At 68.7% G+C, this 24,671-nt stretch carries 18 protein-coding genes and 1 pseudogene; 13 read left to right on the top strand and 6 right to left on the bottom strand.

The window, feature by feature from the left end:
• Positions 1 to 30 precede the first annotated feature (30 nt).
• The gene (locus ABZ348_RS13830; protein ID WP_358932622.1) at positions 31 to 759 is read right to left on the bottom strand and encodes an amino acid ABC transporter ATP-binding protein; all 729 of its coding nucleotides are present in this window, start codon (positions 757 to 759) and stop codon (positions 31 to 33) included.
• 363 nt (positions 760 to 1,122) lie between these two features.
• Between ABZ348_RS13830 and ABZ348_RS13825 the strand changes: the two genes are divergently transcribed.
• Together ABZ348_RS13825 and ABZ348_RS13820 are read left to right on the top strand one after the other, a co-directional pair.
• Positions 1,123 to 1,827, top strand: coding sequence for a response regulator transcription factor (locus ABZ348_RS13825; protein ID WP_358932571.1), 705 nt, complete (start codon positions 1,123 to 1,125; stop codon positions 1,825 to 1,827).
• A 14-nt stretch (positions 1,828 to 1,841) separates the two neighbouring features.
• Entirely contained in the window at positions 1,842 to 3,236 is a 1,395-nt protein-coding gene (locus tag ABZ348_RS13820) for a HAMP domain-containing sensor histidine kinase (RefSeq protein WP_358932569.1), read from the top strand.
• 6 nt (positions 3,237 to 3,242) lie between these two features.
• Here ABZ348_RS13820 and ABZ348_RS13815 read toward each other — a convergent pair whose 3' ends face one another.
• Positions 3,243 to 4,238, bottom strand: coding sequence for a TAXI family TRAP transporter solute-binding subunit (locus ABZ348_RS13815; protein WP_358932567.1), 996 nt, complete (start codon positions 4,236 to 4,238; stop codon positions 3,243 to 3,245).
• 489 nt (positions 4,239 to 4,727) lie between these two features.
• On the opposite strand from ABZ348_RS13815, the gene miaB reads away from it, so the two are divergent.
• The gene (gene miaB, locus ABZ348_RS13810; RefSeq protein WP_358932565.1) at positions 4,728 to 6,248 is read left to right on the top strand and encodes a tRNA (N6-isopentenyl adenosine(37)-C2)-methylthiotransferase MiaB; all 1,521 of its coding nucleotides are present in this window, start codon (positions 4,728 to 4,730) and stop codon (positions 6,246 to 6,248) included.
• Positions 6,249 to 6,422: 174 nt separating this feature from the next.
• Complete coding sequence (locus ABZ348_RS13805; protein WP_358932563.1) at positions 6,423 to 7,130, top strand: class III extradiol dioxygenase subunit B-like domain-containing protein; 708 nt, start codon at positions 6,423 to 6,425, stop codon at positions 7,128 to 7,130.
• Between the two features lie 133 nt (positions 7,131 to 7,263).
• On the opposite strand, the gene ABZ348_RS13800 is transcribed toward ABZ348_RS13805, so the two are convergent.
• Complete coding sequence (locus ABZ348_RS13800; RefSeq protein ID WP_358932561.1) at positions 7,264 to 7,518, bottom strand: antitoxin; 255 nt, start codon at positions 7,516 to 7,518, stop codon at positions 7,264 to 7,266.
• A 22-nt stretch (positions 7,519 to 7,540) separates the two neighbouring features.
• Entirely contained in the window at positions 7,541 to 7,840 is a 300-nt protein-coding gene (locus tag ABZ348_RS13795) for a hypothetical protein (RefSeq protein ID WP_358932559.1), read from the bottom strand.
• A gap of 184 nt (positions 7,841 to 8,024) precedes the next feature.
• Here ABZ348_RS13795 and miaA point away from each other — a divergent pair, with 184 nt between their 5' ends.
• The 6 genes from miaA to hflX all read left to right on the top strand — a co-directional run bounded on the left by miaA (position 8,025) and on the right by hflX (position 16,224).
• Complete coding sequence (gene miaA, locus ABZ348_RS13790; RefSeq protein ID WP_358932557.1) at positions 8,025 to 8,963, top strand: tRNA (adenosine(37)-N6)-dimethylallyltransferase MiaA; 939 nt, start codon at positions 8,025 to 8,027, stop codon at positions 8,961 to 8,963.
• A gap of 106 nt (positions 8,964 to 9,069) precedes the next feature.
• A complete protein-coding gene (locus tag ABZ348_RS13785) occupies positions 9,070 to 9,510 on the top strand; it encodes a hypothetical protein (protein ID WP_358932620.1) in 441 nt (146 codons plus the stop codon).
• Between the two features lie 124 nt (positions 9,511 to 9,634).
• Positions 9,635 to 10,549 (top strand): diaminopimelate epimerase, encoded by a 915-nt coding sequence (gene dapF / locus ABZ348_RS13780; RefSeq protein WP_358932555.1) that lies wholly within the window; start codon positions 9,635 to 9,637, stop codon positions 10,547 to 10,549.
• A 143-nt stretch (positions 10,550 to 10,692) separates the two neighbouring features.
• Entirely contained in the window at positions 10,693 to 12,870 is a 2,178-nt protein-coding gene (locus tag ABZ348_RS13775; protein WP_358932553.1) for an HD domain-containing protein, read from the top strand.
• Positions 12,871 to 12,936: 66 nt separating this feature from the next.
• On the top strand, positions 12,937 to 14,439 hold the full coding sequence (locus ABZ348_RS13770) for a M1 family metallopeptidase (RefSeq protein ID WP_358932551.1): 1,503 nt from the start codon (positions 12,937 to 12,939) through the stop codon (positions 14,437 to 14,439).
• Between the two features lie 279 nt (positions 14,440 to 14,718).
• Positions 14,719 to 16,224, top strand: a complete 1,506-nt coding sequence (gene hflX / locus ABZ348_RS13765; RefSeq protein WP_358932549.1) for a GTPase HflX — start codon at positions 14,719 to 14,721, stop codon at positions 16,222 to 16,224.
• 80 nt (positions 16,225 to 16,304) lie between these two features.
• Here the strand turns inward: hflX and ABZ348_RS13760 are convergent, their stop codons facing one another.
• Entirely contained in the window at positions 16,305 to 17,480 is a 1,176-nt protein-coding gene (locus ABZ348_RS13760; RefSeq protein ID WP_358932547.1) for a hypothetical protein, read from the bottom strand.
• Positions 17,481 to 18,055: 575 nt separating this feature from the next.
• On the opposite strand from ABZ348_RS13760, the gene ABZ348_RS13755 reads away from it, so the two are divergent.
• The 3 genes and pseudogenes from ABZ348_RS13755 to ABZ348_RS13745 all read left to right on the top strand — a co-directional run bounded on the left by ABZ348_RS13755 (position 18,056) and on the right by ABZ348_RS13745 (position 23,084).
• Positions 18,056 to 19,936: an IucA/IucC family protein gene (locus tag ABZ348_RS13755; RefSeq protein WP_358932618.1), complete on the top strand. Its 1,881-nt coding sequence runs from the start codon at positions 18,056 to 18,058 to the stop codon at positions 19,934 to 19,936.
• A 393-nt stretch (positions 19,937 to 20,329) separates the two neighbouring features.
• Positions 20,330 to 20,860: pseudogene (locus tag ABZ348_RS13750) on the top strand (GNAT family N-acetyltransferase); the annotation flags it as partial.
• A 253-nt stretch (positions 20,861 to 21,113) separates the two neighbouring features.
• Positions 21,114 to 23,084 carry an ATP-dependent DNA helicase gene (locus ABZ348_RS13745; RefSeq protein WP_358932545.1) on the top strand — a complete coding sequence of 657 codons (1,971 nt, stop codon included), beginning with the start codon at positions 21,114 to 21,116 and terminating at the stop codon, positions 23,082 to 23,084.
• Between the two features lie 117 nt (positions 23,085 to 23,201).
• Here the strand turns inward: ABZ348_RS13745 and lexA are convergent, their stop codons facing one another.
• Positions 23,202 to 23,996: a transcriptional repressor LexA gene (gene lexA, locus ABZ348_RS13740; RefSeq protein WP_358932543.1), complete on the bottom strand. Its 795-nt coding sequence runs from the start codon at positions 23,994 to 23,996 to the stop codon at positions 23,202 to 23,204.
• Between the last annotated feature and the right edge of the window lie 675 nt (positions 23,997 to 24,671).

Here is a 24,671-nt window from a genome sequence, read left to right as displayed (position 1 = left end):
GTCGGTCGTCGGGGGTGTGGTGCTACGACGTCAGTGGTGCAGGATCTTCGACAGGAAGTCCTTGGCCCGGTCGCTCCGCGGATTGCTGAAGAACGCTTCGGGGGCGGCTTCCTCAACGATCTTGCCGTCCGCCATGAAGACCACGCGGTTGGCCGCGGAACGCGCGAACCCCATCTCGTGGGTGACGACGACCATCGTCATCCCGTCCCGAGCGAGCTGCTGCATCACTTCCAGCACCTCGTTGATCATCTCGGGGTCGAGTGCCGACGTGGGCTCGTCGAAGAGGATGACCTTGGGGTCCATCGCCAGCGCCCGTGCGATCGCGACCCGCTGCTGCTGACCGCCCGACAGCTGCGCCGGGTACTTGTCGGCCTGGGAACCCACGCCGACCCGGTCGAGAAGGGCACGCGCCTTCTTCTCCGCCGCCTTCTTCTCCGTGCGCCGGACCTTGACCTGACCCAGCGTCACGTTCTCCAGCACCGTCTTGTGCGCGAAGAGGTTGAACGACTGGAAGACCATGCCCACGTCGGCCCGCAGTCGCGCGAGCTCCCTGCCCTCCTGGGGCAAGGGCTTGCCGTCGATGGCGATCGAACCCGAGTCGATGGTCTCCAGACGGTTGATGGTGCGGCACAACGTGGACTTACCGGACCCGGAAGGTCCGATGACGACCACGACCTCGCCCCGGGCGATCGTCAGATCGATGTCCTGGAGCACATGCAGCGCGCCGAAGTGCTTGTTGACTTGGCTCAGCACGACCAGGTCACCTGCTGCCGGGACGGTGTCCTCGGCCCCCTTGGTGACTGATACTCCGCTCACGGCCCTAGCTCCGTCCTCCTCGGTTGGGAGGACAGTAGTGAGGTGGTGCGACCAGCGTCATTACATCTGAGCGGAAATTGAGGATAACGATCCGGCTTCAGGTGGACACTATGGGTGAAGGCGCCGGCGGTCGGCGTACCGGGTGCATAACGGAAATCGACGGTCGCGGGGAAGCCCCTTGACTGTCCCGTCGGGCATCGGCCTTGATGCCCTGGTACACCCGCCGCCCCTTGAGGAACGCGCGCCCCCCGGATCGCTGATCGACCGGGCCACCGACCGTACGACCGATGCGACTGAAAGGCGGCCATGAGGCTGTTGCTCGTCGAGGACGACAATCACGTCGCCGCCGCGCTGTCAGCAGTGCTCGCCCGCCACGGGTTCGACGTGGTGCACGCCCGCAACGGCGAGGAGGCCCTGCGGGCGGTCCTTCCCGACACCCACCCCGGCAAGCCCCCCTTCGACGTGGTCCTCCTCGACCTCGGCCTGCCCGACCAGGACGGCTACCAGGTGTGCGGAAAGCTCCGCAAGCTCACCTCCACCCCGGTGATCATGGTCACGGCACGCTCGGACGTGCGCTCCCGCATCCACGGGCTCAACCTCGGCGCCGACGACTACGTCGTCAAGCCGTACGACACGGGGGAACTGCTCGCGCGCATCCACGCCGTCAGCCGCCGTACGGCAGGTGCCGACGAGACCGGATCCCCCGCCTCCGACGACGCGCTGCGCCTCGGGACCGTCACCATCGAGCTGTCCACCCGCCGGGTCAGCGTCGAGGGCACGGAAATCCCCCTGACCCGCAAGGAATTCGACCTCCTGGCGCTGCTCGCACAACGTCCGGGTGTCGTCTTCCGGCGTGAGCAGATCATCAGCGAGGTCTGGCGCACCAGTTGGGAGGGGACCGGACGGACTCTGGAGGTGCACGTCGCGTCCCTGCGGTCGAAACTCCGGATGCCCGCCCTGATCGAGACGGTCCGGGGCGTCGGCTATCGACTCGTTCCGCCCGCCGCATGACACCCTGACGTCCCGTGCGCACCCGACTCCTCCCGCTCCTCATCGTCCTGATGGCCGGCGTACTGCTCGCGCTCGGCTTTCCGCTCGCCGTGAGCCTCGCAGCGGCACAGCAACAACGCGTGGTGGTCGACCGGATCGACGACACCGTACGTTTCGCCGCCCTGGCCCAGTTCGTCACCGACTCCTCCGACTCGGATGAGCGGCTCACCACGCTGCGCGACCAACTCAACCGGTACTACAGCACCTACAACATCGATGTCGGTGTCTTCTTCCGCAGCGGGAAGTCCATGGCGCACGCCCCCGAGGGCATGGCCATTCCGCTGGACGGACAGGGGCGGCGGGCGTTCCGGGAGGCGCTCTCGGGCCGCCGCAGCCAGGACCCGCCGCAGGTCTGGCCCTGGCAGGAGGACGGCCGGCTCGTGGTCGCGTCGCCCGTCGTCCGAGACGGTGACGTGGTCGCCGTCGTCTACACCGACTCGCCCACCGGACAACTGCGTTCCCGTGTGCTCAGGGGGTGGCTGCTGATCGCCGCGGGGGAGAGCGCGGCCATGCTCCTCGCCGTGGGCGCGGCCTTCCGTCTCACCGGGTGGGTGCTGCGTCCCGTGCGCGTGCTGGACGCGGCCACGCACGACATCGCCACGGGGCAGCTCAACTCCCGCGTGGCGGCTGCCAGTGGGCCGCCCGAACTGCGCCGTCTCGCCCGCTCCTTCAACGAGATGGCGGACAACGTCGAGGAAGTGCTGGAGCAGCAGCGGGCGTTCGTCGCCGACGCCTCGCACCAGTTGCGCAATCCGCTCGCCGCCCTGCTGCTGAGGATCGAACTCCTCGCGCTGGAACTCCCCGACGGCAACGAGGAGATCGCCTCGGTCCGCACCGAGGGGAAGCGTCTGACGCAGGTGCTCGACGACCTGTTGGACCTGGCGCTGGCCGAACATGCCTCGGCCGTCCTGGAACTCATCGACATAGGCGAACTCGCCGACGAGCGGGTCGGATCCTGGCGCCCGCTCGCCGAGGACAGAGGGGTCCGGTTGGTCGGAGACTCCCTGCCGGTCACCGCCTGGGTGGATCCGGTCGCGCTGTCCAGCGCCCTCGACGCTGTGATCGACAACGCCCTGAAGTTCACCCCCCGAGGGGAGGAGGTCTCCGTTTCGGTCTCCTCCCGGGGTGATCTCTCCACGATCACCGTCGCGGACCGGGGACCGGGACTGACCGATGAGGAACTGTCCCGCATCGGCGACCGTTTCTGGCGCAGTGGCCGCCACCAGAACATCAAGGGCTCGGGGCTGGGACTCTCCATTTCACGGGCCCTGCTGTCGGCGGGCGGCGGCAGGATCGCGTACGCCCACCACGAGCCCCATGGGCTCCAGGTCACCGTGAGTGTCCCGCGTACCCCTCCGTCCACGTCCTGAGCGCGGTCACGGTTTGACGGAGCCGTAGTAGCGGGTGGCGCCCTCGTGCAGGGGGAGCGGATCGGTGTAGATCGCGGTACGGAGGTCCACCAACTGTGCGGGGTGGACGGTGTTGCCGATGCGGTCACGGCTCTTGATCACCGTGCGGGTGAAGCCCTTGACCAGGTCGGCATCGATGCGAGCGGTGGTGACCAGCAGATTGGGGACGGCCATGGTGGAGATCTGGAGCCCCGCCTGCGCCTCCAGATAGGCGTCCGGTGGCATCACGGCCAGCCGGTAGTAGCTCGCGGCGTCGCTCACCGAATGGACCTTGTCCACCAGGCGCGAGTCCAACGGCAGCAGCCTGATCGGATACTGCTCCGACAGGCTCTGCACCGCCCGGGTGGGCAGCCCGCCCGACCAGAAGAAGGCATCCAGTTTGCCCTGCTTCAGCAGTTGGGGGACGACGTCTATCCCCGCGGGCACCGGGGTGATGTCCTCGGCCGGATCGAGCCCTGCGGCGGCCAGCAGCCGATCGGCGATCAGCCGCACCCCGGACCCTTCGGGGCCGATGCCCACCTTCTTGCCGCGGAGGTCCTCGATCTTGTTGAGCTCGGAGAACTTGGGCACGACCAGCTGTACGTAGTCGTCGTACAGCCGTGCGCAGCCGCGGAGACGCTCATGGCCCGGCTTGCCGTCGCGGATGTACTTGGCGACGGCATCGGCTGTGGCGACGGTGAAATCGGCCTCTCCCGACGCCACCCGGGCCAGATTCTGCTGCGATCCCTCGCTGAGCCGCAGATCTATGTCCACCTCGGGCAGGTCGCGGGCGAGCGCCTCCTTCAACAGCACTCCGTACCGTTGGTACACGCCGTTCTGGAGGCCGGTACTAAAGGTGATCGAGCCCTGCGGGCTCGTTTCGCCGAACGGCAGCAGCCACCAGAGCAGCAGTCCGAGCAGCACCAGGACCGCCGTCGTCGCTTGGAACGCACGGCGGCTGATGTGGGACATGGCCTGGAACATGGGTGCGATCCTGTCAGGTCGTCTCCCGGGCTGACCAGGCTCGCGCGCTGCCGTCCGCACACGGGTTCGCCCCCCTTGCCCGGGTGACTCCGCGTGACCATGTGGACGGGGCCTTCCCGACGTACAGGACGGCGAGCGCTTCGACGGTACCGGCCCCCGCCCGCTGACAGATCCCAGGACGGTCGTACGCGCATATCCGCTACGGACTCCATGACGTCGGCCATCTGTCGTACTGCGTAGGCTCGACGCTTTCCTGCGCGCCATCGGCCGACCGAACTCTCCGTAGCCGAGTTCGATCAGATCGCCCCGCCGGTCGAGTGCGGCCGGCGCGGCGGGCACCTCGCACACCAGGCCCGGGGCGTGGGACCGGGCGATCCGTACCGTCCGGGAGGCGTTCGAGGCCGTCCGAGCCCGTACCCGACCCGGTGAATGGAGCCAGCGGAAGGCTCCCGGGCCAGAACTGTCCGAGCCACCGCCTACCCTTGTCACATGACCAGCAGCAACCGGAGCCAGGCCGTGGACGTTCAGCGCAGTTATGAGATCCGCACCTATGGGTGTCAGATGAACGTTCATGACTCCGAACGGCTGTCCGGGCTGCTGGAGGACGCGGGCTACGTCCGCGCTCCCGCCGGGGCCGACGGCGACGCCGACGTCGTCGTCTTCAACACCTGTGCGGTCCGGGAGAACGCGGACAACAAGCTCTACGGCAACCTCGGTCGGCTCGCCCCGATGAAGACCAAGCGCCCCGGGATGCAGATCGCCGTGGGCGGCTGCCTGGCCCAGAAGGACCGGGACACCATCGTCACCAAGGCGCCCTGGGTCGACGTCGTCTTCGGCACGCACAACATCGGCAAGCTGCCGGTCCTCCTCGAACGCGCCCGGGTCCAGGAAGAGGCCCAGGTGGAGATCGCGGAATCACTGGAGGCGTTCCCCTCCACCCTGCCCACCCGCCGCGAGTCCGCGTACGCCGCGTGGGTCTCCATCTCGGTCGGCTGCAACAACACCTGCACCTTCTGCATCGTGCCCGCCCTCCGCGGCAAGGAGAAGGACCGCAGGCCGGGCGACATCCTCGCCGAGATCGAGGCGCTCGTCTCCGAAGGCGTCAGCGAAATCACCCTGCTCGGCCAGAACGTCAACGCCTACGGATCCGACATCGGCGACAGGGAAGCGTTCAGCAAGCTCCTGCGCGCCTGTGGCCGGATCGACGGCCTGGAGCGGGTCCGCTTCACCTCGCCCCACCCGCGCGACTTCACCGACGACGTGATCGCCGCCATGGCCGAGACCCCCAACGTGATGCCGCAACTCCACATGCCGCTCCAGTCCGGCTCCGACCCGATCCTCAAGGCCATGCGTCGCTCCTACCGGCAGGAGCGTTTCCTCGGGATCATCCAGAAGGTGCGGGCGGCCATTCCCCACGCCGCCATCTCCACGGACATCATCGTGGGCTTCCCCGGTGAAACCGAGGAGGACTTCGAGCAGACCATGCACACCGTGCGCGAGGCCCGCTTCGCGAACGCCTTCACCTTCCAGTACTCCAAGCGCCCCGGCACCCCTGCCGCGACGATGGACGGACAGATCCCCAAGCAGGTCGTCCAGGCCCGGTACGAACGACTGGTGGCCCTCCAGGAGGAGATCTCCTGGAGCGAGAACAAGAAGCAGGTCGGCCGGACCCTTGAGGTCATGGTCGCCGAGGGCGAAGGCCGTAAGGACGGCGCGACCCACCGGCTGTCCGGGCGCGCTCCCGACAACCGGCTGGTCCACTTCACCAAGCCCGACGCCGAGGTGCGCCCGGGCGATGTGGTCACCGTCGACATCACCTATGCGGCACCGCACCACCTGCTGGCCGAAGGTCCCGTGACGTCCGTCCGCAGGACCCGTGCCGGTGACGCCTGGCAGAAGCGCCGGGACGGACGCGCCCCGAAGCCCGCCGGAGTGATGCTGGGTCTGCCGCAGATCGGGGCGCCCGAACCCCTTCCGGCAGTCGCCGCACCCGCCTGCGGCGTGGGCTGACGTCTACATCTTCGGGGTCTTCGGGCTCTTCGGGCCGGCCGTCCGCGTATCCCGTGCCTCCTTGCACAGCAAGGGGCGCCGGGCGGCGCCGATCGGCTGAAGCAGTGCGCCGACAAAGGCTCCACTGCGGACGTCACTCCCCAAGAGTGCGACCCCCGCACTAGGCTGGCGATCATGCTTGTCGCCGCCGCAGTGTGCCCTGCCCCACCGCTGCTCATCCCCGATGTCGCCGTGGGCGCCGCCCCGGAGCTCGACGGCGCGCGGACCGCGTGCGCGGACGCCATCGGCGTGCTCGCGGCTGCCCGCCCCGATCGGCTGGTCGTCGTCGGACCCGCGGGCGAGGGCGACCGCGGCCCGCACCACGCGGGTGCGGTCGGTTCCCTCGGCGGATTCGGGGTGCAGGCCACCGTCAGACTGGGCACCGGCGAACCACAGCCCCGCCGGCTCCCGGTCTCCCTCACCGTCGGCGCCTGGCTGCTCGACCACGCCCGGTGGGCGGCCTGTCCCGTCGAGGGACTGGGGATGGACGAGACGTTGGAGACCGCCAGGTGCCTGGCGGCGGGGCGAGAGATCGCCGCCCGTGCGCCGCGGATCGCGCTCCTGGTCATGGGCGACGGCAGCGCATGTCGTTCGGTCAAGGCACCCGGCTATCTCGACGAGCGTGCCGCCGGCTTCGACGCCCGTACCGCTCGCGCGCTCGCCACGGCCGACACAGGAGCACTGGCCGATCTCGATGCCGAACTGGCGAGAGAACTCCAGGCGGCCGGGCGCTCCTCCTGGCAACTGCTCGCCGGGGCCGCCGAGGGCGCCGATCTCGACGGCCGACTGCTGTACGAGGACGCTCCCTACGGGGTCGGCTACTTCGTCGCCACCTGGTCCTGATGCCCCGTCCGTGCGCCGCCGCCCCACACACGGAACCCGGCTCGGTGGGAACCCACTGAACGGCATGCACCTCCGTAGACGGCCGACGGCCGCGGAGCGTGGTGCTCCGCGGCCGTCGGACGGTCGGTCGTGCTCAGGTGGCCGGAGGCGGCGGCGTGGTCGGAGGGGTTCCGCCGTCGTCCTTGTGCGCGATCCGGTCCAGGGCCTGCTTGGCCTTTCCGGTGCCGGATTCGATCGTGCCGCTGTACTTGCCCTTGGTCTTGGAGTCGACCGCCTTCGCGGCCTTGTCCAGACCCTGCTCGATCTTGCCCCCGTGCTGCTGAGCGAGGTCGGAGACCTTGTCCTTGGCCGGGGCGAGCTTGGCCTTCAGTGTGTCCATGAGGCCCATGGGGCACCTTTCCTCGGGGGACCTACTTGCGGGCGCCCTCGCCGGCTTCGCTGTCCGCGGCCTCCCCGGCGGACTGCTGCCGGGGAATCTCCACGCCGTCGGCGGCCGGAGCCTTCGCCTCCGCAGCTTCCTCAGCCTTCTCGGCATCAGAGGCTGCGGCCTCCGGCTTCTCGGCCGATCCGTCCGTAGACGCTTCGGCCGCAGAACCGCTGCCGGCCTCGGGTTCCTTTGTCAGGCTACCCGCGGCCGACTCTTCGACACCGTCACCCTCGACGGGAGCAACATCCTTGGACCTACGAAGGAACCGTGCAAAAACGCCCATATTGACTCCATAGCCTACTCGTGTGAGTGAAGTTCCGCGCCGTCCGGAGCGCCCTGTTGCCTCGACCCCGGCGGCACCGGTCGGGAAACCGGCGTCCGTCACCTCGCAACAGGAAACGAAGCCCAGGCCGTGCCGTTACCTCGCTCGTTCGGGGACACCTCCCGGTGTTTGCGAGACTGGTGCGGTGAGAAGCGCAGCTCCCGTACCGAAGGTCATCGCCGTCGTCGGCCCCACCGCAGCCGGAAAGTCCGATCTGGGGGTCTTCCTGGCCCGTCATTTCGGCGGTGAAGTCGTCAACGCCGACTCCATGCAGCTCTACCGTGGGATGGACATCGGAACGGCCAAGCTGACGTGGGACGAGCGAGGCGGCGTCGCCCACCACCTCCTCGACATCTGGGACGTCACCCAGGCGGCGAACGTCGCCGACTACCAGAAGCTCGCCAGGGCGGAGATCGATCGACTGCTCGCCGAGGGCCGCACCCCCGTGCTCGTCGGCGGTTCCGGGCTCTACGTCCGCGGCGCGATCGACACCCTCGACTTTCCCGGCACCGACCCCGAGATCCGGGCCCGGCTGGAGGCGGAACTCGCGCAGGGCGGTCCCGGCCCCCTGCACGCTCGGCTCGCCGCCGCCGACCCCGCGGCAGGTCGGGCGATCCTCCCCAGCAACGGTCGTCGCATCGTACGCGCGCTCGAAGTGATCGAAATCACGGGCAAGCCCTTCACCGCCAACCTCCCCGGTCACGACAGCGTCTACGACACGCTCCAGATCGGTGTCGACGTCGCCCGCCCCGAACTCGACGAGCGCATCGCGAGCCGGGTGGACCGCATGTGGGACGACGGTTTCGTGGCGGAAGTGCGCGCTTTGGAAGCACAGGGGTTGCGCGAGGGGCTCACGGCGTCACGCGCCCTCGGTTACCAGCAGATCCTCTCCGCCCTCGCCGGTGAGTACAGCGAAGCGGAGGCGCGCGAGCAGACCGTCCGTGCCACCAAACGCTTCGCGCGCCGTCAGGATTCGTGGTTTCGACGCGATCCCCGGGTGCACTGGCTCAGTGGGGCCGCGGAGCACCGCGGGGAACTTCCGCAGGAGGCCCTGGCGTTGATCGAACGAGCGGTTACAGCCTGATCACGTGATGGCATCGGGACGCACTGCCCGTCAATGCGGTGCCCCGGACCGTGCCATCATCGAGCATCGATCGACTGTGGAGTCCGAGTGGGGAGGGCGCGTGGCGATGGAGGCCGGCCCTCACGACACGGACCAGCAACAGCGGGACGCGGCGGACATTGCGCCCCGACTGAGTCCCGACGGCCCCGACGACGAGGGGCAGCTCACCGACGAGGTCGAGGTCGAACTCCGCCCGGCCCGTCGGCTCAGGATCTGGCAGCTCGCCCCCATCGTCGCCCTCGCTGCCGTGGGTTCGCTCATGTTCGCCTTTCCGCTCGCCTTCGGTACGGGCGAGGGTGGCGCGGTCGTCGCCATGCTCGGTCTCCTCATCAGCTGCTGCGCCGCTGGCTGGGGAGTGATGGCCGCCCGCCGCGTCGGGCACACCTGGCCCGGGCTGCCCGCCCGAGGCTCCGGAGAGCGCCCCGACTGGCGCGTCCTGGCGCTGTACGTGGGTGTGGGCGCGGTTCTCGTCGCTCTGGCCATCTGGCGAGTGGCCCGCCTCCGCTGAGGCCGCCCCCGCCTTCGTACCCCTCCGCACTGCCCGGACGCCCCTGACGGCCCGGTCATCGGGTCGGACCGTCTCGTCCCGGGGAAGATCCCTGCGTGATCACCGGCCGCGCCGGCCTCGTACGATGGACGGCGTGAGCACCACGCAGCCCGCACCGATCGCCTTCCTCAAGGGCCACGGCACCGAGAACGACTTCGTGATCGTTCCCGACCCGGACAACGCCCTCGACATCCCCGCCGACCTCGTGGCCCGGCTCTGCGACCGCAGGGCCGGCATCGGCGGCGACGGACTCCTCCACGTGGTCCGGTCCGCCGCCCATCCCGAGGCGCGCTCCATGGCGGGCGAGGCCGAGTGGTTCATGGACTACCGCAACGCCGACGGTTCCATCGCGGAGATGTGCGGCAACGGCGTACGGGTCTTCGCCCGCTATCTCCAGCGCGCGGGTCACGCCGCCGTCGGCGATCTCGCCGTCGCCACCCGGGGCGGGGTGAAGAAGGTCCACATCGCCAAGGGGACCGACGCGGCGAACGGTGAGATCACCGTGCGCATGGGCCGCGCGGTGCTGCCCGATGAGACGGTCACCGTCACCGTGGGGGAGCGAGCCTGGCCCACGCGGAACGTCAACATGGGCAACCCCCACGCCGTGGCCTTCGTCGAGGACCTCGACCACGCGGGGGACCTGCGCTCCGAGCCCTCCTACACGCCTGCCGCCGTCTACCCCGAAGGGGTGAACATCGAACTCGTCGTCGACCGGGGCGAGCGCCACGTCGCCATGCGGGTCCACGAACGAGGCTCCGGCGAGACCCGGTCCTGCGGTACGGGCGCCTGCGCGGTGGCGGTGGCCGCAGCACGCCGCGACGGCGTCGACCCGACGGTCAGCGGCACGCCCGTCGCCTACGTCGTGGACCTCCCCGGCGGACGCCTGGTCATCACCGAGCACCCGGACGGGGAGATCGACATGACGGGCCCGGCCGTGATCGTCGCTGAGGGTCACATCGAACCCCTCCTCCTCGCACGCTCCGAAACCACCGTGCGATAGAGCTTCGCTCGAATGGGTGATCCGCTTCACGCTGGGCGAGAGGCGGACTGCTCCACGTGGTGGGCTCGGTAGCATCAAGCACCGGCCCGGAGGGCACTCCTGCTCTAGCCATCGCCGGTCGATTGCCGCCCGGAGGTGCCCCGATGAGTGCAGAGGCCGCCAACCCTGGTGCCCACAGCCGCAGGCGCGGCCGTCCCAGGATCGACCTCCGCAGGTTGGGGCGTGCCGCGCTCCTCGGTCCGACCACCCGCGATCGGTTGTCCGACGCGATCGGGCACGTCGCCGACGCCCACCGCGCCCATCACCCGGACGCCGACCTCGCCATCCTGCACCGGGCTTACGTCCTGGCGGAGTCGTCGCACCGGGGACAGTTCCGCAAGAGCGGCGAGGCATACATCACCCACCCCCTCGCGGTCACCCTGATCCTCGCCGAACTCGGTGCTGAGACCACCACCTTGACCGCCTCCCTCCTCCACGACACCGTGGAGGACACTGATGTGACGCTCCACCAGGTGAAGTCCGAGTTCGGCGCCGAAGTCGCCTACCTCGTCGACGGCGTCACCAAACTGGAGAAGGTCGACTACGGGGCGGCGGCCGAACCCGAGACCTTCCGCAAGATGCTCGTCGCCACCGGGAACGACGTCCGGGTGATGTCGATCAAGCTCGCGGACCGACTGCACAACATGCGCACGCTCGGCGTGATGCGCCCCGAGAAGCAGGAACGGATCGCCAAGGTCACCCGGGACTTCCTGATCCCGCTGGCCGAACGCCTCGGGGTCCAGGCGCTCAAGACCGAACTGGAGGACCTCGTCTTCGCGATCCTCCACCCGGAGGAGTACGAGCGGACCCGCGTCCTCATCGCGGAGAACCCGACGGCGGGGGTGGCGCTCGACGCGATGGCCGAGAACTTCCGTACCGTGCTGCGCGAGGCGGGCATCGCCGCCGAAGTGGTCATCAGACCGCGCCACTTCGTCTCCGTGCACAGGGTGAGCATCAAACGCGGTGAACTGCGCGGGACGGACTTCGGGCGACTGCTCGTACTCGTCGGTGAGGACGCCGACTGCTATGCGGTCCTCGGCGAACTGCACACCTGTTTCACTCCGGTGATCTCCGAGTTCAAGGACTTCATCGCCGCCCCCAAGTTCAACCTCTACCAGTCCCTCCACACCGCGGTCGCGGGCACGGACGGCGCCGTCGCCGAAGTCCTCATCCGCACCCACCAGATGCACCGGGTCGCGGAGGCGGGAGTGATCGCCCTCGGTAATCCCTACGCCTCGACCGAGGCCCCGGACGGTACCGACCGCAATACCGGCGCACTCGACCAGGACGACGAGGAGCGCAGGGACCCCACCCGCCCCGGTTGGCTCTCCAGACTCCTGGAATGGCAGGAGTCCACCCCCGATTCGGACGCCTTCTGGTCCTCCCTGCGCGCTGACCTCGCCCAGGACCGCGAGATCTCCGTCTTCCGCGCCGACGGCCAGATGATGGGGCTCCCCGCCGGCGCGAGCTGCGTCGACGCCGCGTACGCGCAGTACGGCGAGCGGGCCCACGCCTGCATCGGAGCACGCGTCAACGGCCGCCTGGCGACCCTGAGCACGGTGCTGCGGGACGGCGACACCGTCCATCTCCTCTTCGCCCACGACACCCGTATGACACCGGTCCCCTCGACGGCCGGAGTGGTCCAGGGCGGCCCCGGTGCGCAGGACGCGGGCTCAGGACCCTCCCCGCAATGGCTGGACCACGCCCGAACCCCCGCCGCCCGCATTGCCATCGCCTCCTGGCTCAAGGCCCACCCCGAAGGCGCAGCGCCCCAGGCCGCGCCGCCGCGCAGATCCATGCCGGTCACGCCGGACACCAGCCCCTCCACCACCGCGAACGCCGTCGTGGACCTGCCCGAGGCGACCGTGCGCCTCGCCGGCTGTTGCACTCCCGTGCCCCCTGACGCGGTCACCGGATTCGCCGTACGCGGCGGGGTGGTGACCGTTCATCGGGAACAGTGCGCCGCGGTCACCAGGATGAAGTCCCTGGAGCGCCGACCGATCCCCGTGCGCTGGGGCGATGCCGCGGCCTGTCGGGTGACCCTCGTCGCCGAATCCTTCGGGCGGCCCCACCTCCTCGCCGATCTCACCGAAGCGATCGCCGTCGAAGGCGCGGCCATCGTCTCGGCGACCGTCGAACCACCCAGCCAGCAGCGCGTACGGCACACGTACACCCTGCAACTCCCCGACGCCGCCGGGCTCCCCGCCCTGATGCGGGCCATGCGTGCGGTACCCGGCGTGTACGACGTCGCTCGGCGTCAGCGCCCGGCACCCACCGGCTGACTCCGTTTGAGTGGCACGGAGCGCGCCGCGGCCCCCGGGGGCGCTGCGCACTGGTAGCGGTTGTCCATGCTGCCCACTTCCCGACCCACCGGCACCCGGCGCGGCCTGCGCGCCGCGCTGCTGGCCGCGGCGGCGGCCTGCCTCGTCGCCGCCGTCCTTCCCCCTCCCTCGCCGGCCCCTCTGGGCATCGGCGACCCGCTCTTCCCTCATCTGGGCAATCCGGGCTACGACGTCGCCGAGTACGACATCGCGTTCACCTACCACGGCGGCAATGAAACGCCCCTGGACGCCGTCACCAAGATCGACGCGTGGGCCACCGAACGCCTGGAGCGCGTCAACCTCGATTTCACGCACGGCACGGTGGGCTCGGTCGAGGTCAACGGCCTCCCGGCCGAGTTCGTGACCGCGGGTGAGGACCTCGTCATCGAGCCTGTCCTCCCCCTGGAGGCCGGCTCACGGCTGCGGATCATGGTGGAGCACACGAGCGACCCGCGGGGCAAAGCGGGCTCGGGCGGCTGGGTGCGCACCGGAGACGGGCTGGCGATGGCCAACCAGGCGGATGCCGCCCACCGGGTCTTCCCGTCCAACGACCACCCCGCGGACAAGGCGCAGTTCACCTTTCGGATCACGGCACCCAGCGAGCTGACGGCGGTCGCCAACGGCGTGCGGCAGTCCAAGGAGGAACACGGCTCCACCACGACGTGGGCCTATCGCACCCGCCACCCGATGGCCACCGAACTCGCCCAGGTCTCGATCGGCACCTCCGCCGTCCCCACCCGGAAGGGACCCGGAGGTCTGCCCCTGCGCGACGTGGTGCCCGCCAAGGACCTTGCCACGCTGGAGCGCTGGCTGAAGAAGACGCCGGACCAACTGACGTGGATGGAGGGGAAGGTGGGCCGCTACCCCTTCGAAACCTACGGCGTACTGATCGCCGACGCCGAGACGGGCTACGAACTGGAGACCCAGACGCTGTCCCTCTTCGAGCGGCGCCTCTTCGTCAACGGCCAGTTCCCCGAGTGGTACGTCGACTCGATCATGGTCCATGAGTTGGCACACCAGTGGTTCGGCGACAGCGTCTCGCCCCGCACCTGGTCGGACCTGTGGCTGAACGAAGGCCATGCCACCTGGTACGAAGCGCTGTACGCGGAGGAGAAGGCCGGGCACTCCATGGAAGCCCGGATGCGCGAGGCGTACCGGCGCTCGGACCAGTGGCGCGCCGACGGCGGACCGCCCGCGGCACCCAACCCCCCCGCCCCCGGCCAGAAGATCAGCCTCTTCCGCCCGGTGGTCTACGACGGCAGCGCGCTCGTGCTGTACGCGCTCCACCAGACGATCGGCAGCGAGGCGTTCGACCGCCTGGAACGGGCCTGGGTCAGCGACCACCGGGACGGCACCGCCACCACGAAGGACTTCACCGATCTCGCCGGCAGGATCGCGCAACGTGACCTCGCGCCGTTCTTCCAGGACTGGCTGTACGGGGAGCGGACGCCTCCGATGCCGGGACACCCCGACTGGCGGACCAGCGCGCCCGCGAAGGCCGCAGTCCCGGTGAAGCCCCCGGCCCGATGACCGGTGCCCCGCACCCCGGGCGCCCGAAGAGGGGACGGTACGGGGCGCGCCGCGGTCGGGGAATTCGCGTGACGCCCCGTATCGGCCCGTGCGACGATCGACCTGTCGACGGCTTCCGGCCGTGGCGCCCACGGGCCGCAGCCCGCGGCGGGAATCATCCGGGACCCGTCACACGTTGTCGCCTATGGAGGAGTACGGGCGTACCGTCGTCCGGCACCGCCGAGCACTCGTTCACGAGCGCACCGGCATCCCCTTCCACCCCTTCGACGTAAGGATCCAATGACCTCCTCTTCATCCACTTCCCAGGACGAGCAGAGCTTCGACTCACAGAGCTTGGCCGATGCGCGCACCGAGAGCCTTCGGGCCGATGCCCTGATGGAAGAGGACGTCGCCTGGAGCCGGGAGATCGACGGGGAGCGGGACGGCGACCAGCTGGAACGCTCCGACCGTGCCGCACTGCGGCGGGTGGCTGGCCTCTCCACCGAGCTGGAGGACGTCACCGAGGTCGAGTACCGGCAGCTGCGCCTGGAGCGTGTGGTGCTGGTCGGCGTTTGGACCTCGGGGACCATGAGGGATGCGGAGAACTCCCTCGCGGAGCTCGCCGCCCTCGCCGAGACAGCCGGCGCAGTGGTGCTCGACGGCGTGTTCCAGCGCCGGGACAAGCCGGACCCGGCCACCTACATCGGTTCCGGCAAAGCCCAGGAGCTTCGGGACATCGTGCTGGAGACCGGCGCGGACACGGTGGTCTGCGACGGTGAGCTCAGCCCGGGCCAGTTGATCCACCTCGAAGACGTCGTCAAGGTCAAGGTGGTCGACCGCACGGCCCTCATCCTGGACATCTTCGCCCAGCACGCCAAATCCCGTGAGGGCAAGGCCCAGGTCGCCCTCGCACAGATGCAGTACATGCTGCCGAGGCTGCGCGGCTGGGGACAGTCGCTCTCCCGGCAGATGGGTGGCGGTGGCGGTGGCGGCATGGCGACCCGTGGACCCGGTGAGACCAAGATCGAGACGGACCGGCGTCGGATCCGCGAAAAGATGGCGAAGATGCGCCGGGAGATCGCGGAGATGAAGACCGGCCGGGAGATCAAGCGGCAGGAGCGCCGGCGCAACAAGGTGCCGTCGGTCGCCATCGCGGGGTACACGAACGCCGGGAAGTCCTCCCTGCTCAACCGTCTGACCGGGGCCGGAGTCCTGGTGGAGAACGCACTGTTCGCCACCCTCGACCCCACCGTGCGCCGGGCGGAGACACCGAGCGGTCGGATCTACACGCTCGCCGACACCGTGGGGTTCGTGCGCCATCTGCCCCACCACCTGGTCGAGGCGTTCCGCTCCACCATGGAGGAGGTCGGCGATTCCGATCTGATCCTGCACGTGGTGGACGGCGCGCACCCGGCCCCGGAGGAGCAGTTGGCCGCCGTCCGCGAGGTGATCCGTGACGTGGGCGCGGTGAACGTGCCCGAAATCGTGGTGATCAACAAGGCGGATGCCGCCGATCCCGTGGTCCTCCAACGACTGCTGCGGATCGAACGACATGCGATCGCGGTGTCGGCCCGCACCGGTGAGGGCATCGAGGAGCTCTTGGCGCTCATCGACTCCGAGCTGCCGCGGCCCGAGGTCGAGATCGAGGCCCTCGTGCCCTACACCCAGGGCGGGCTGGTCTCTCGTGTCCATGCCGACGGAGAGGTGCTCTCGGAGGAGCACACCCCCGAGGGGACGCTGCTCAAGGCCCGTGTCCATGAGGAACTGGCCGCCGCGCTCGCCCCGTACGTGCCCGTCACCCACTGACGGACAAGCGCACAACGGCGGATGGCCCACCCTCCACGGGGGTGGGCCATCCGCCGTTTCTGCGTCAGCCGGGGTGAAGGCTACTGGCCGGCGAACTTCTCGCTGACCGCGTCATAGACCGCCTTCGCCTCGGGCCCCAACCGCGGCCCGGCCAGCCAGCCGGCCGAGACCGGGCCGATCGAGGTGTTCGAGACGAGGACCGGCTTGCCGTCCTTGCCGTCCGCAACCCATCCACCACCGGACGAACCACCGGTCATCGTGCACCCAATGCGGTACATCGTGGGCTCGTTCGTCTTCACGGAGAGCCGTCCCGGCTTGTCCGGGCACTGGAACATCTTCTCGCCGTCGAAGGGTGCCGCCGCCGGGTAGCCGGTCGCCGTCATGTTCGAGATCTGCGCCACCGCAGGCGCATTGAAGTCCACCGGCAGAGCTGAACCGACCGTCTCTTCCAATGACTTCCCCGTCCCACCCTTCTCCGGGGTCACATGGATCACCGCGAAGTCGAACGGTGCACCCTGCCCACCGGTCTTCGCCCCCTGGTTGATCCACTGGTCGGACGTCTGAGCCCAGTCGCCCCACCACACACCGTGCGGAGCGATCTCCTCCTTGGCGGCGCTCTCCAACTGCCCCGAGCTCTTGGCGCTGTCGTTGTACGACGGCACGAAGGCGATGTTGCGGTACCAGCCGCCCTTCTTGCCGGCGTGGACACAGTGGCCAGCCGTCCACACCATGTTGGACTTGCCCGGGTTGGCGGGATCCTTCACCACCGTCGCGGAGCACACCATGGAGCCTTCGGGGCCGTCGAAGAACACCTTGCCGGCCTCGGGGGCGCTCGTGCGGTACGGGGCCGCCACCGCCTGAGCGTTCACCCGCGCCGGCGTCGGATCGGTGACACCGTCATCACCGGAGATGTCCTGGTCGATCGGCTGCTCCGGAGGCTTCTCGGCCTCCCTCATCCGGTCCGGGTCCCAGAGGTCCTCGATGATCGGGTTGACGAAGTCCTGGGCCTCGCGCAGCCACTTGTCCTTGTCCCAGTTCTTCCAGTCGCCGTTGCGCCACTTGTCGAGGTCTATCCCGTGTGCCTTGAGCCGGTCCTTCAGCTCGTCCGGGATCGTGATCTTGCCATCGGTGGGTGCAGTGGCGGGAGCGCTGGGCTTGTCGCCCGCATTGTCCTCGGCGGGGCCGCAGGCGGTGGCGGTCAGGGCGAGGACAGCGGCCAAGGAGGCCGCTGCCAGCGTCGGACGAATGGGTCGCATCTCGTGATCCCCCTGGGACTTCGATGTTGCTGTGCTTGTGAACCGTGGAGCAGTGCGTCTCAAACCGTGAAACTGCCGAACCGGGCGAAATCCACTCATCGGCGGACCGATGAAATGCCCGGAACCGCCGCGAACCTTACAAGGCCCCGTCCTTTGCGGCACGTGGCCCCCACTGAGCCGGTGCCGATGGGGACGGCGAAGGAGTCATCTGCGGTTCCGAGCCGACAAGGATCTTCGCCCCGCCCGTGATTACCGAACGCCCCCGTCGTTTGTCTCCGAGGGAAGGTACGAGGGCGTCGGCCCTATACACCAGGGCCAGGCCCCGGGTGGGGCAACCCGCCGTAAACAGACCCTGAGGAGGCACCGTGAAACCGTCCACCCCAGCGAATAGCGACCATCTACCCGAGATCCCCGGGGTACGTGACCAAGCCAGAGCAGAACAGGCCAACCCGCGCCTTCCAGAGTCGCCCAGGGTTCCGCAGCAGCACTCCCGCGGACGCCACGACCAGTACTCACCCGACGCGTCTTCCCTGGCAACTTCCCGAAGGGTGATTGACTCCGAAGACGCTCCCTCCGTGGATTGGACGGGCAGTGATCCACGCGAACCCCAGGTCACGGTGCGGTCTACCGACCCCCTTGACCATCCTGACGCCTACCGTGCCGCAGATGCCGCTGCCGTGGAGAACCTCCTGCGCTGCTGGGTACGCGAACAGTCCCTCGCCGAACCCAGAACAGATAGATCCGCCGGACCCGACACCGGACCCTGCGGACCCGACACCGGACCCTGCGGACCCGACACCGGACCCTGCGGACCGGACGGAGCAACCCTGCGGATCGCCCTGCCAGCCAGCGGCACGGCACTGCTCGTACCCGTTCGCTACTGGTCGTCCACCGGCTGGCACCGGTTCGACCCTCCCGCATGGGAGGGCGCGCCGGACGGTGCCCCCCGAGTCGACGCCGTCACGGTGGCCTGCCTGCTGAGCCGAGAAGCACCTGCGGACGCCGAGACCGACGGCGCAGAACTCGCAGGTCAGGTCCATGACTCCGTCCGCCACACCACCTCCTTCATCGCCGCTCGACGCCTCCACCCCGAACCCGCCCCCCAGGCCGACCGCTTCCTGACCGCAGAGCAATCCCTACTCCTCGGACACCCCCTCCATCCGACACCCAAGAGCCGAGAGGGATTCACCGCGAGCGAAGTGCCCCTCTACTCGCCCGAGGCCTACGGCTCCTTCCCCCTCCACTGGCTCGCCGTCGACCTCTCCGTCCTCGCCAGCGAATCCGCCTGGACGGAACAGGGACGAGCCCTGCCCGCCGACCAACTCATCACTCGACTCTGCGGGGACCTCCGCTACCCGCAGCACACCGTCCCCCTCCCGCTCCATCCCTGGCAGGCACACGAACTGCGCCACCGTCCCACCGTCGCAGCCCTGTTCGACTCCGGCCTCCTCCACGACCTGGGACCCCACGGTGCCCCCTGGCATCCGACGTCCTCCCTCCGAACCGTGCACAGGCCCGGCTCACCAGCCATGCTCAAGCTGTCACTGGGTGTGCGCATCACCAACTCCCGGCGTGAGAACCTCCGCAAGGAACTCCACCGAGGCGTCGAGGTCCACCGGTTGCTGCGTACGGGCCTCGCTGGCCAATGGCAAGCCGCCCACCCGGGCTTCGACATCGTGCGCGACCCCGCATGGTTGGCCGTCGACACCGTCCATACACAGAGCCACCACCCGGAACCCGTGCCCGGGCTCAACGTCGTGCTCCGCCACAACCCTTTCGGCCCGTACGACGACGCCCTCTGTGTCGCCGCTCTGGTGGCTCCACGTCCCTGGCCCGACCGTGCGGGGATGCACTCCCGCCTCAGCAACGTCGTCGACCGGCTGGCGTCCAGTACGGGCCGCCCACCGAGCGCCGTTGCAGCCGAGTGGTTCCTGCGCTACCTCGACCACGTGGTACGCCCGGTGCTCTGGCTCGATGCCGTGGCCGGTGTCGCGCTCGAAGCACACCAGCAGAACACCCTGGTGATCCTTGACGTCGATGGCTGGCCCATCGGCGGACGGTACCGGGACAACCAGGGCTACTACTTCCGGGAGTCGCGCCGCGAGGAGTTGAACCGGCGCCTGTCCGGGGTCGGAAGCGTGAGCGACACCTTCGTCCCGGACGACGTAGCCAACGAACGATTCGCCTACTACCTGGCGGTCAACAACGTCTTCGGCCTCATTGGTGCCTTCGGGTCACAAGGTCTGGTCGCCGAACCCGTGCTGCTCGCTGCCTTCCGACAGTTCCTCGTCTCCACCCGGGCTCTTGGTTCCCCCCTGACCGCCCTGCTGCTGGAGACACCGACCCTCCGTACCAAGGCCAACCTGCTCACTCGCCTCCATGGATTGGACGAACTCCTTGGTCCCGTCGACACCCAATCCGTTTACGTCACCATCGCCAATCCCCTCCATCGCTGAGGTCACCCACGCCGTGTTACCGCACCCCACCCACGCACCGATCACCGAGGAGCACCGGAGGTCGATCGATCAGCGGGATACGCCAGCCGAGGAAACGCACAGGGATCCGCCCACCACGGACACACAGCCCGACCGAGCGCCCTCGCCGACGCGAACAGCCGGTCGCACACGGGTGGTGGCGCTCGCTGAGGGTGGCGCATGAGCGGGCCCACGGTGCGGTACTCCGATGCCGGCGTCGTAGAGTCCGGCCCTCGCGCTGCACGGACCGACACCCGAGGAGCCTCCTCCAGATCACCTTCCGTTCCCTGCCAGCCCCTATCGAGGGACGCTCCGTCCTCCTCCGCCGGGCCGGGTCACCCCTTGGACGATCCCGCCGGCTGGACCGCCACCGACACCCCGGCCGGCCGATTCCATCTCGCCCCTGTCTCTGTCGCACGGGATGTGCGCCGCATCAGCCGGTGGATGAACGACCCCGCCGTGTTCGAGTACTGGGAGCTGGCCGGGGCCCCGGCCGTCACCCTCGCTCACCTGCGTCGGCAACTGGACGGCGACGGGCGCAGCGTCCCCTGCCTCGGAGTACTCGACGGCAGGGAAATGAGCTACTTCGAGCTCTACCGAGCCGATCTCGATCCGCTCGCGCGCCACTATCCCGCGTGCCCCCATGACACCGGTATCCATGTCTTGATCGGCGATGGTTCCGACCGGGGACATGGTCTGGGATCCCTCCTCATCCGAGCCGTGGCCGATCTCGTGCTCGACCACCGTCCACGCTGTCGGCGGGTTCTTGCCGAACCTGACATACGCAACACCCCCTCGCTCGCAGCCTTCCTGGCGGCGGGTTTCCGCTACTCGTCGGAGATCGACCTCCCGGACAAGCGAGCCGCTCTGCTGATCCGCGATCGCGGGCATCGGCACCAGCTGTGAAGCACTCGCTGCCTTACATACACCGCTCGGGCCACATCGGTTCCCTGACATCGAGACGCGCGTTCACCCCGTGACCGTGACCGTGACCGTGACCGTGACCGTGACCGTGACCGTGACCGTGACCGGTCCGCGCCGCCACTGGGACGGTCCCGAGCCTTCACTCTCCGCCGGGGGAGTCGCGGACCACCCGCGACGGTGCAACCTGGCGGGATCGGATCTGAATGTCAGTCCCGAGCCTTAGGGTGGTCGGCCTATGACGAAGCCATCCCTCCCCGAACTACTCCATGCCGCCGTCACCGCCGTCGGCGGTGTGGAGAGGCCCGGCCAGGTCGCCATGGCCGAAGCCGTGGCCGAAGCCGTCGACGACGGTTCCCACCTCCTCGTACAGGCGGGCACCGGCACCGGAAAGTCGTTGGGCTATCTGGTCCCCGCCGTGGCCCACGGGGAACGCGTCGTCATCGCGACGGCCACGCTCGCCCTCCAACGCCAGCTCGTCGAGCGCGACCTCCCCCGCACGGTGGACGCCCTGCACCCACTGCTGCGCCGGCGACCGGAATTCGCGATGCTCAAGGGCCGCTCCAACTACCTCTGCCTCCATCGCCTCCACGAGGGTGTGCCACAGGAAGAGGAGGAAGGGCTCTTCGACCCCTTCGAGGCAGCGACACCGACCAGCAAGCTCGGTCAGGACCTCCTGCGGCTGAGGGACTGGGCGGACGAGACGGAGACCGGTGACCGGGATGCGCTGACACCCGGAATCTCCGATCGTGCCTGGTCCCAGGTGTCCGTCTCGTCCCGTGAGTGCCTGGGTGCGTCCAAGTGTGCGTACGGAGCCGAGTGCTTTGCCGAGATGGCCCGGGAGCGGGCCAAGCTCGCCGATGTGGTGGTGACGAACCACGCGCTGTTGGCCATCGACGCCATCGAGGGCGCGCCCGTCCTTCCGCCGCACGAGGTCCTGGTGATCGATGAGGCGCACGAACTGGTCTCCCGTGTCACCGGAGCCGCAACGGGGGAGTTGACCCCCGGGCAGGTGAACCGTGCCGTGCGGCGGGCTGCCAGGCTGGTGAACGAGAAGTCCGCGGACTCACTGCAAACGGCGGCCGAAGGCTTCGAGCGCTTGATGGAGCTCGCGTTGCCGGGGCGGCTGGAAGAGATCCCCGAGGACCTCAGCTATGCCCTCCTCGCGCTGCGGGACGCTGCGCGTACGGTCATTTCGGGGCTCGGCTCCACCCGGGACAAGTCGGTGCAGGACGAGGATGCCGTACGCAAGCAGGCACTCGCCTCCGTCGAGAACATCCACGACGTCGCGGAGCGCATCACACAGGCTTCCGAATATGACGTGGTCTGGTACGAACGTCATGATCGCTTCGGAGCTTCGTTGCGGGTGGCCCCGATGAACGTGTCGGGTCTGCTGCGCGAGAAGTTGTTCCATGAGCGTTCCGTGGTGCTGACCTCCGCGACCTTGAAACTCGGTGGCGATTTCAACGGTGTCGGCGCATCCATGGGGCTCTCTCCGGAGGGGATCGAAGGCGAGGACGTTCCGCCGTGGAAAGGGCTCGACGTCGGTTCGCCGTTCGACTATCCGAAGCAGGGGATTCTCTATGTCGCGCGCCATCTGACGACACCGGGCCGCGAGGGTTCCCGTACGGACATGATGGACGAGTTGGCTGAACTGGTGGAGGCCGCTGGCGGTCGCACGCTGGGACTCTTCTCGTCTATGCGGGCCGCACAGGCCGCCGCTGAGGAACTGCGCGGCAGGCTTGACCACCCGATTTTGCTCCAGGGCGAGGAAACACTGGGCGAGTTGATCAAGTCCTTCGCCGCGGATTCCCGAACCTGTCTCTTCGGCACCTTGTCCCTCTGGCAGGGCGTGGATGTCCCGGGGCCCAGTTGCCAGCTGGTGATCATGGATCGGATTCCATTTCCCCGTCCTGACGATCCGCTGATGAGCGCCCGACAGAAGGCCGTGGAGCAATCGGGCGGCAACGGGTTCATGGCCGTCGCAGCGACTCACGCCGCCCTGCTGATGGCACAGGGCGCCGGTCGTCTCGTGCGGGCCACGGGTGACCGGGGTGTCGTGGCCGTGCTGGATCCGCGGCTTGCCAATGCTCGATACGGAAGCTTCCTCCGGGCGTCCCTTCCGGACTTCTGGTACACGACGGACCGCAATCAGGTGCGACGCTCGTTGGCGGCGATCGATTCCCTCGCCCAGGCGGACGGCGCATAGAAAACAGCGGGACCCATGGTTTCCCATGGGTCCCGCTGATTGCTGAGGAGACCTGCCGATGTGGCAGGCCCCGAGACCAGGCGCAGTGGGTCTCGGGGCCCGGTCAGGGGCGGAGGCTCACACCCGCCGCAGTACCGCCACGACCTTGCCGAGGATGGTGGCGTCGTCACCGGGAATCGGCTGGTACGCGGCATTGTGGGGGAGGAGCCACACGTGCCCGTTCTCCCGCTTGAAGCGTTTGACCGTGGCCTCTCCGTCCAGCATGGCAGCCACGATGTCGCCGTTTTCAGCGACGGGCTGACGACGCACGGTGACCCAGTCACCATCACAGATGGCGGCCTCGATCATGGAGTCTCCGACGACCTTCAACACGAAGAGCTCGCCGTCGCCGACCAACTGTCGGGGGAGCGGAAAGACGTCCTCCACCGATTCCTCGGCGAGGATCGGACCGCCGGCCGCAATACGCCCGACGAGCGGAACGTACGAGGCGGCCGGCTTGCCCGTGGTGTCCGTGGCCTGGGTGCTCGGCTGGTCGGACCCCCTCACCTCATAGGCTCGCGGCCGGTGAGGGTCTCGGCGAAGGAATCCCTTCCGCTCCAGCGCCATCAGCTGATGGGCTACGGAAGAAGTGCTCGACAGCCCTACGGCCTGCCCGATTTCACGCATCGACGGTGGGTAGCCGCGCCGTTGCACGGAGTCGCGGATCACCTCGATGACACGCCGCTGTCGATCCGTGAGTCCGGAACTGTCCGCCCTGATCCCTGGAGGTCGGCCGGGCAGCGAACGTGCGGGCCGCGAAGGCTCCGCCCCATCGGGGGTCGTGGCTGCATCATTCATGGTGTGTACCGGCTCGAATCGATTCTGGGAGCGGTCTTGGGCAGTAATGGTGGCTGCGTCTGCGGTGGTGGTCACGTCGGCCCCTCTCGAATGGTCTCCCTAGCTGGACAACGGTAGTTGCTTTCGAAAGGTTGCGCCAAACACACGTTCGAGTGAAAAATCGTAGATTCGCTTACGTGGACATGGGGTTGGGTGTATGTGCGAACGGTTCACCCCGAAGGGCGGCAAGGCGGGGAAGTCGACTTCCGCCGCCGCTCTATTCCCGGCGAAGTCAGCGAAGTCGGCCAAGTCGCTGAAGTCGGTGACTCGGGTGAAACAGTCCGGCCGGCTATGGGGGCGTCGAGTCGGGACCAAGAGGTGAATCTCCGCCCGCCGCGAATTGCCTTGCCTCCACGTTAGCCTCCTTGCGTCGCGCCCAGGGGCGTCGGGTGACAGTTTGGCACCGGTGGATCCGGATTCCGGGGAGCAGGACCCGAAGCCCTGACGGCCAGGCGTGTCCCGTACGCTCGTCGTCGGTTCTCGGGCGGACGGGTTGCGGGCGGAGCCCCGCGCGTCCGCCAGGGAGACCGGGGTTCGGCCTCCGATGGCGTGCTGTCACCGCCCGTACGCCGTCCGCGATCCGGTGGTGTCATGCGACACGCGATGGTGCGGGAAACACGGCCAAACCCCAGATCTAGTGGTTGGATTGTGTGCGCAGCCCAGAAGTTGTGGTCCCTGGTCTTTCAAGACTGCGGCCATCGCCTATGCTTG

The sequence above is a fragment of the Streptomyces sp. NPDC005963 genome, assembly GCF_040638655.1.
In the GTDB taxonomy this organism is placed as follows: domain Bacteria; phylum Actinomycetota; class Actinomycetes; order Streptomycetales; family Streptomycetaceae; genus Streptomyces.
Note: the sequence above shows the minus strand (reverse complement) of the source record. Positions and strands in the feature narration are given on the sequence as shown.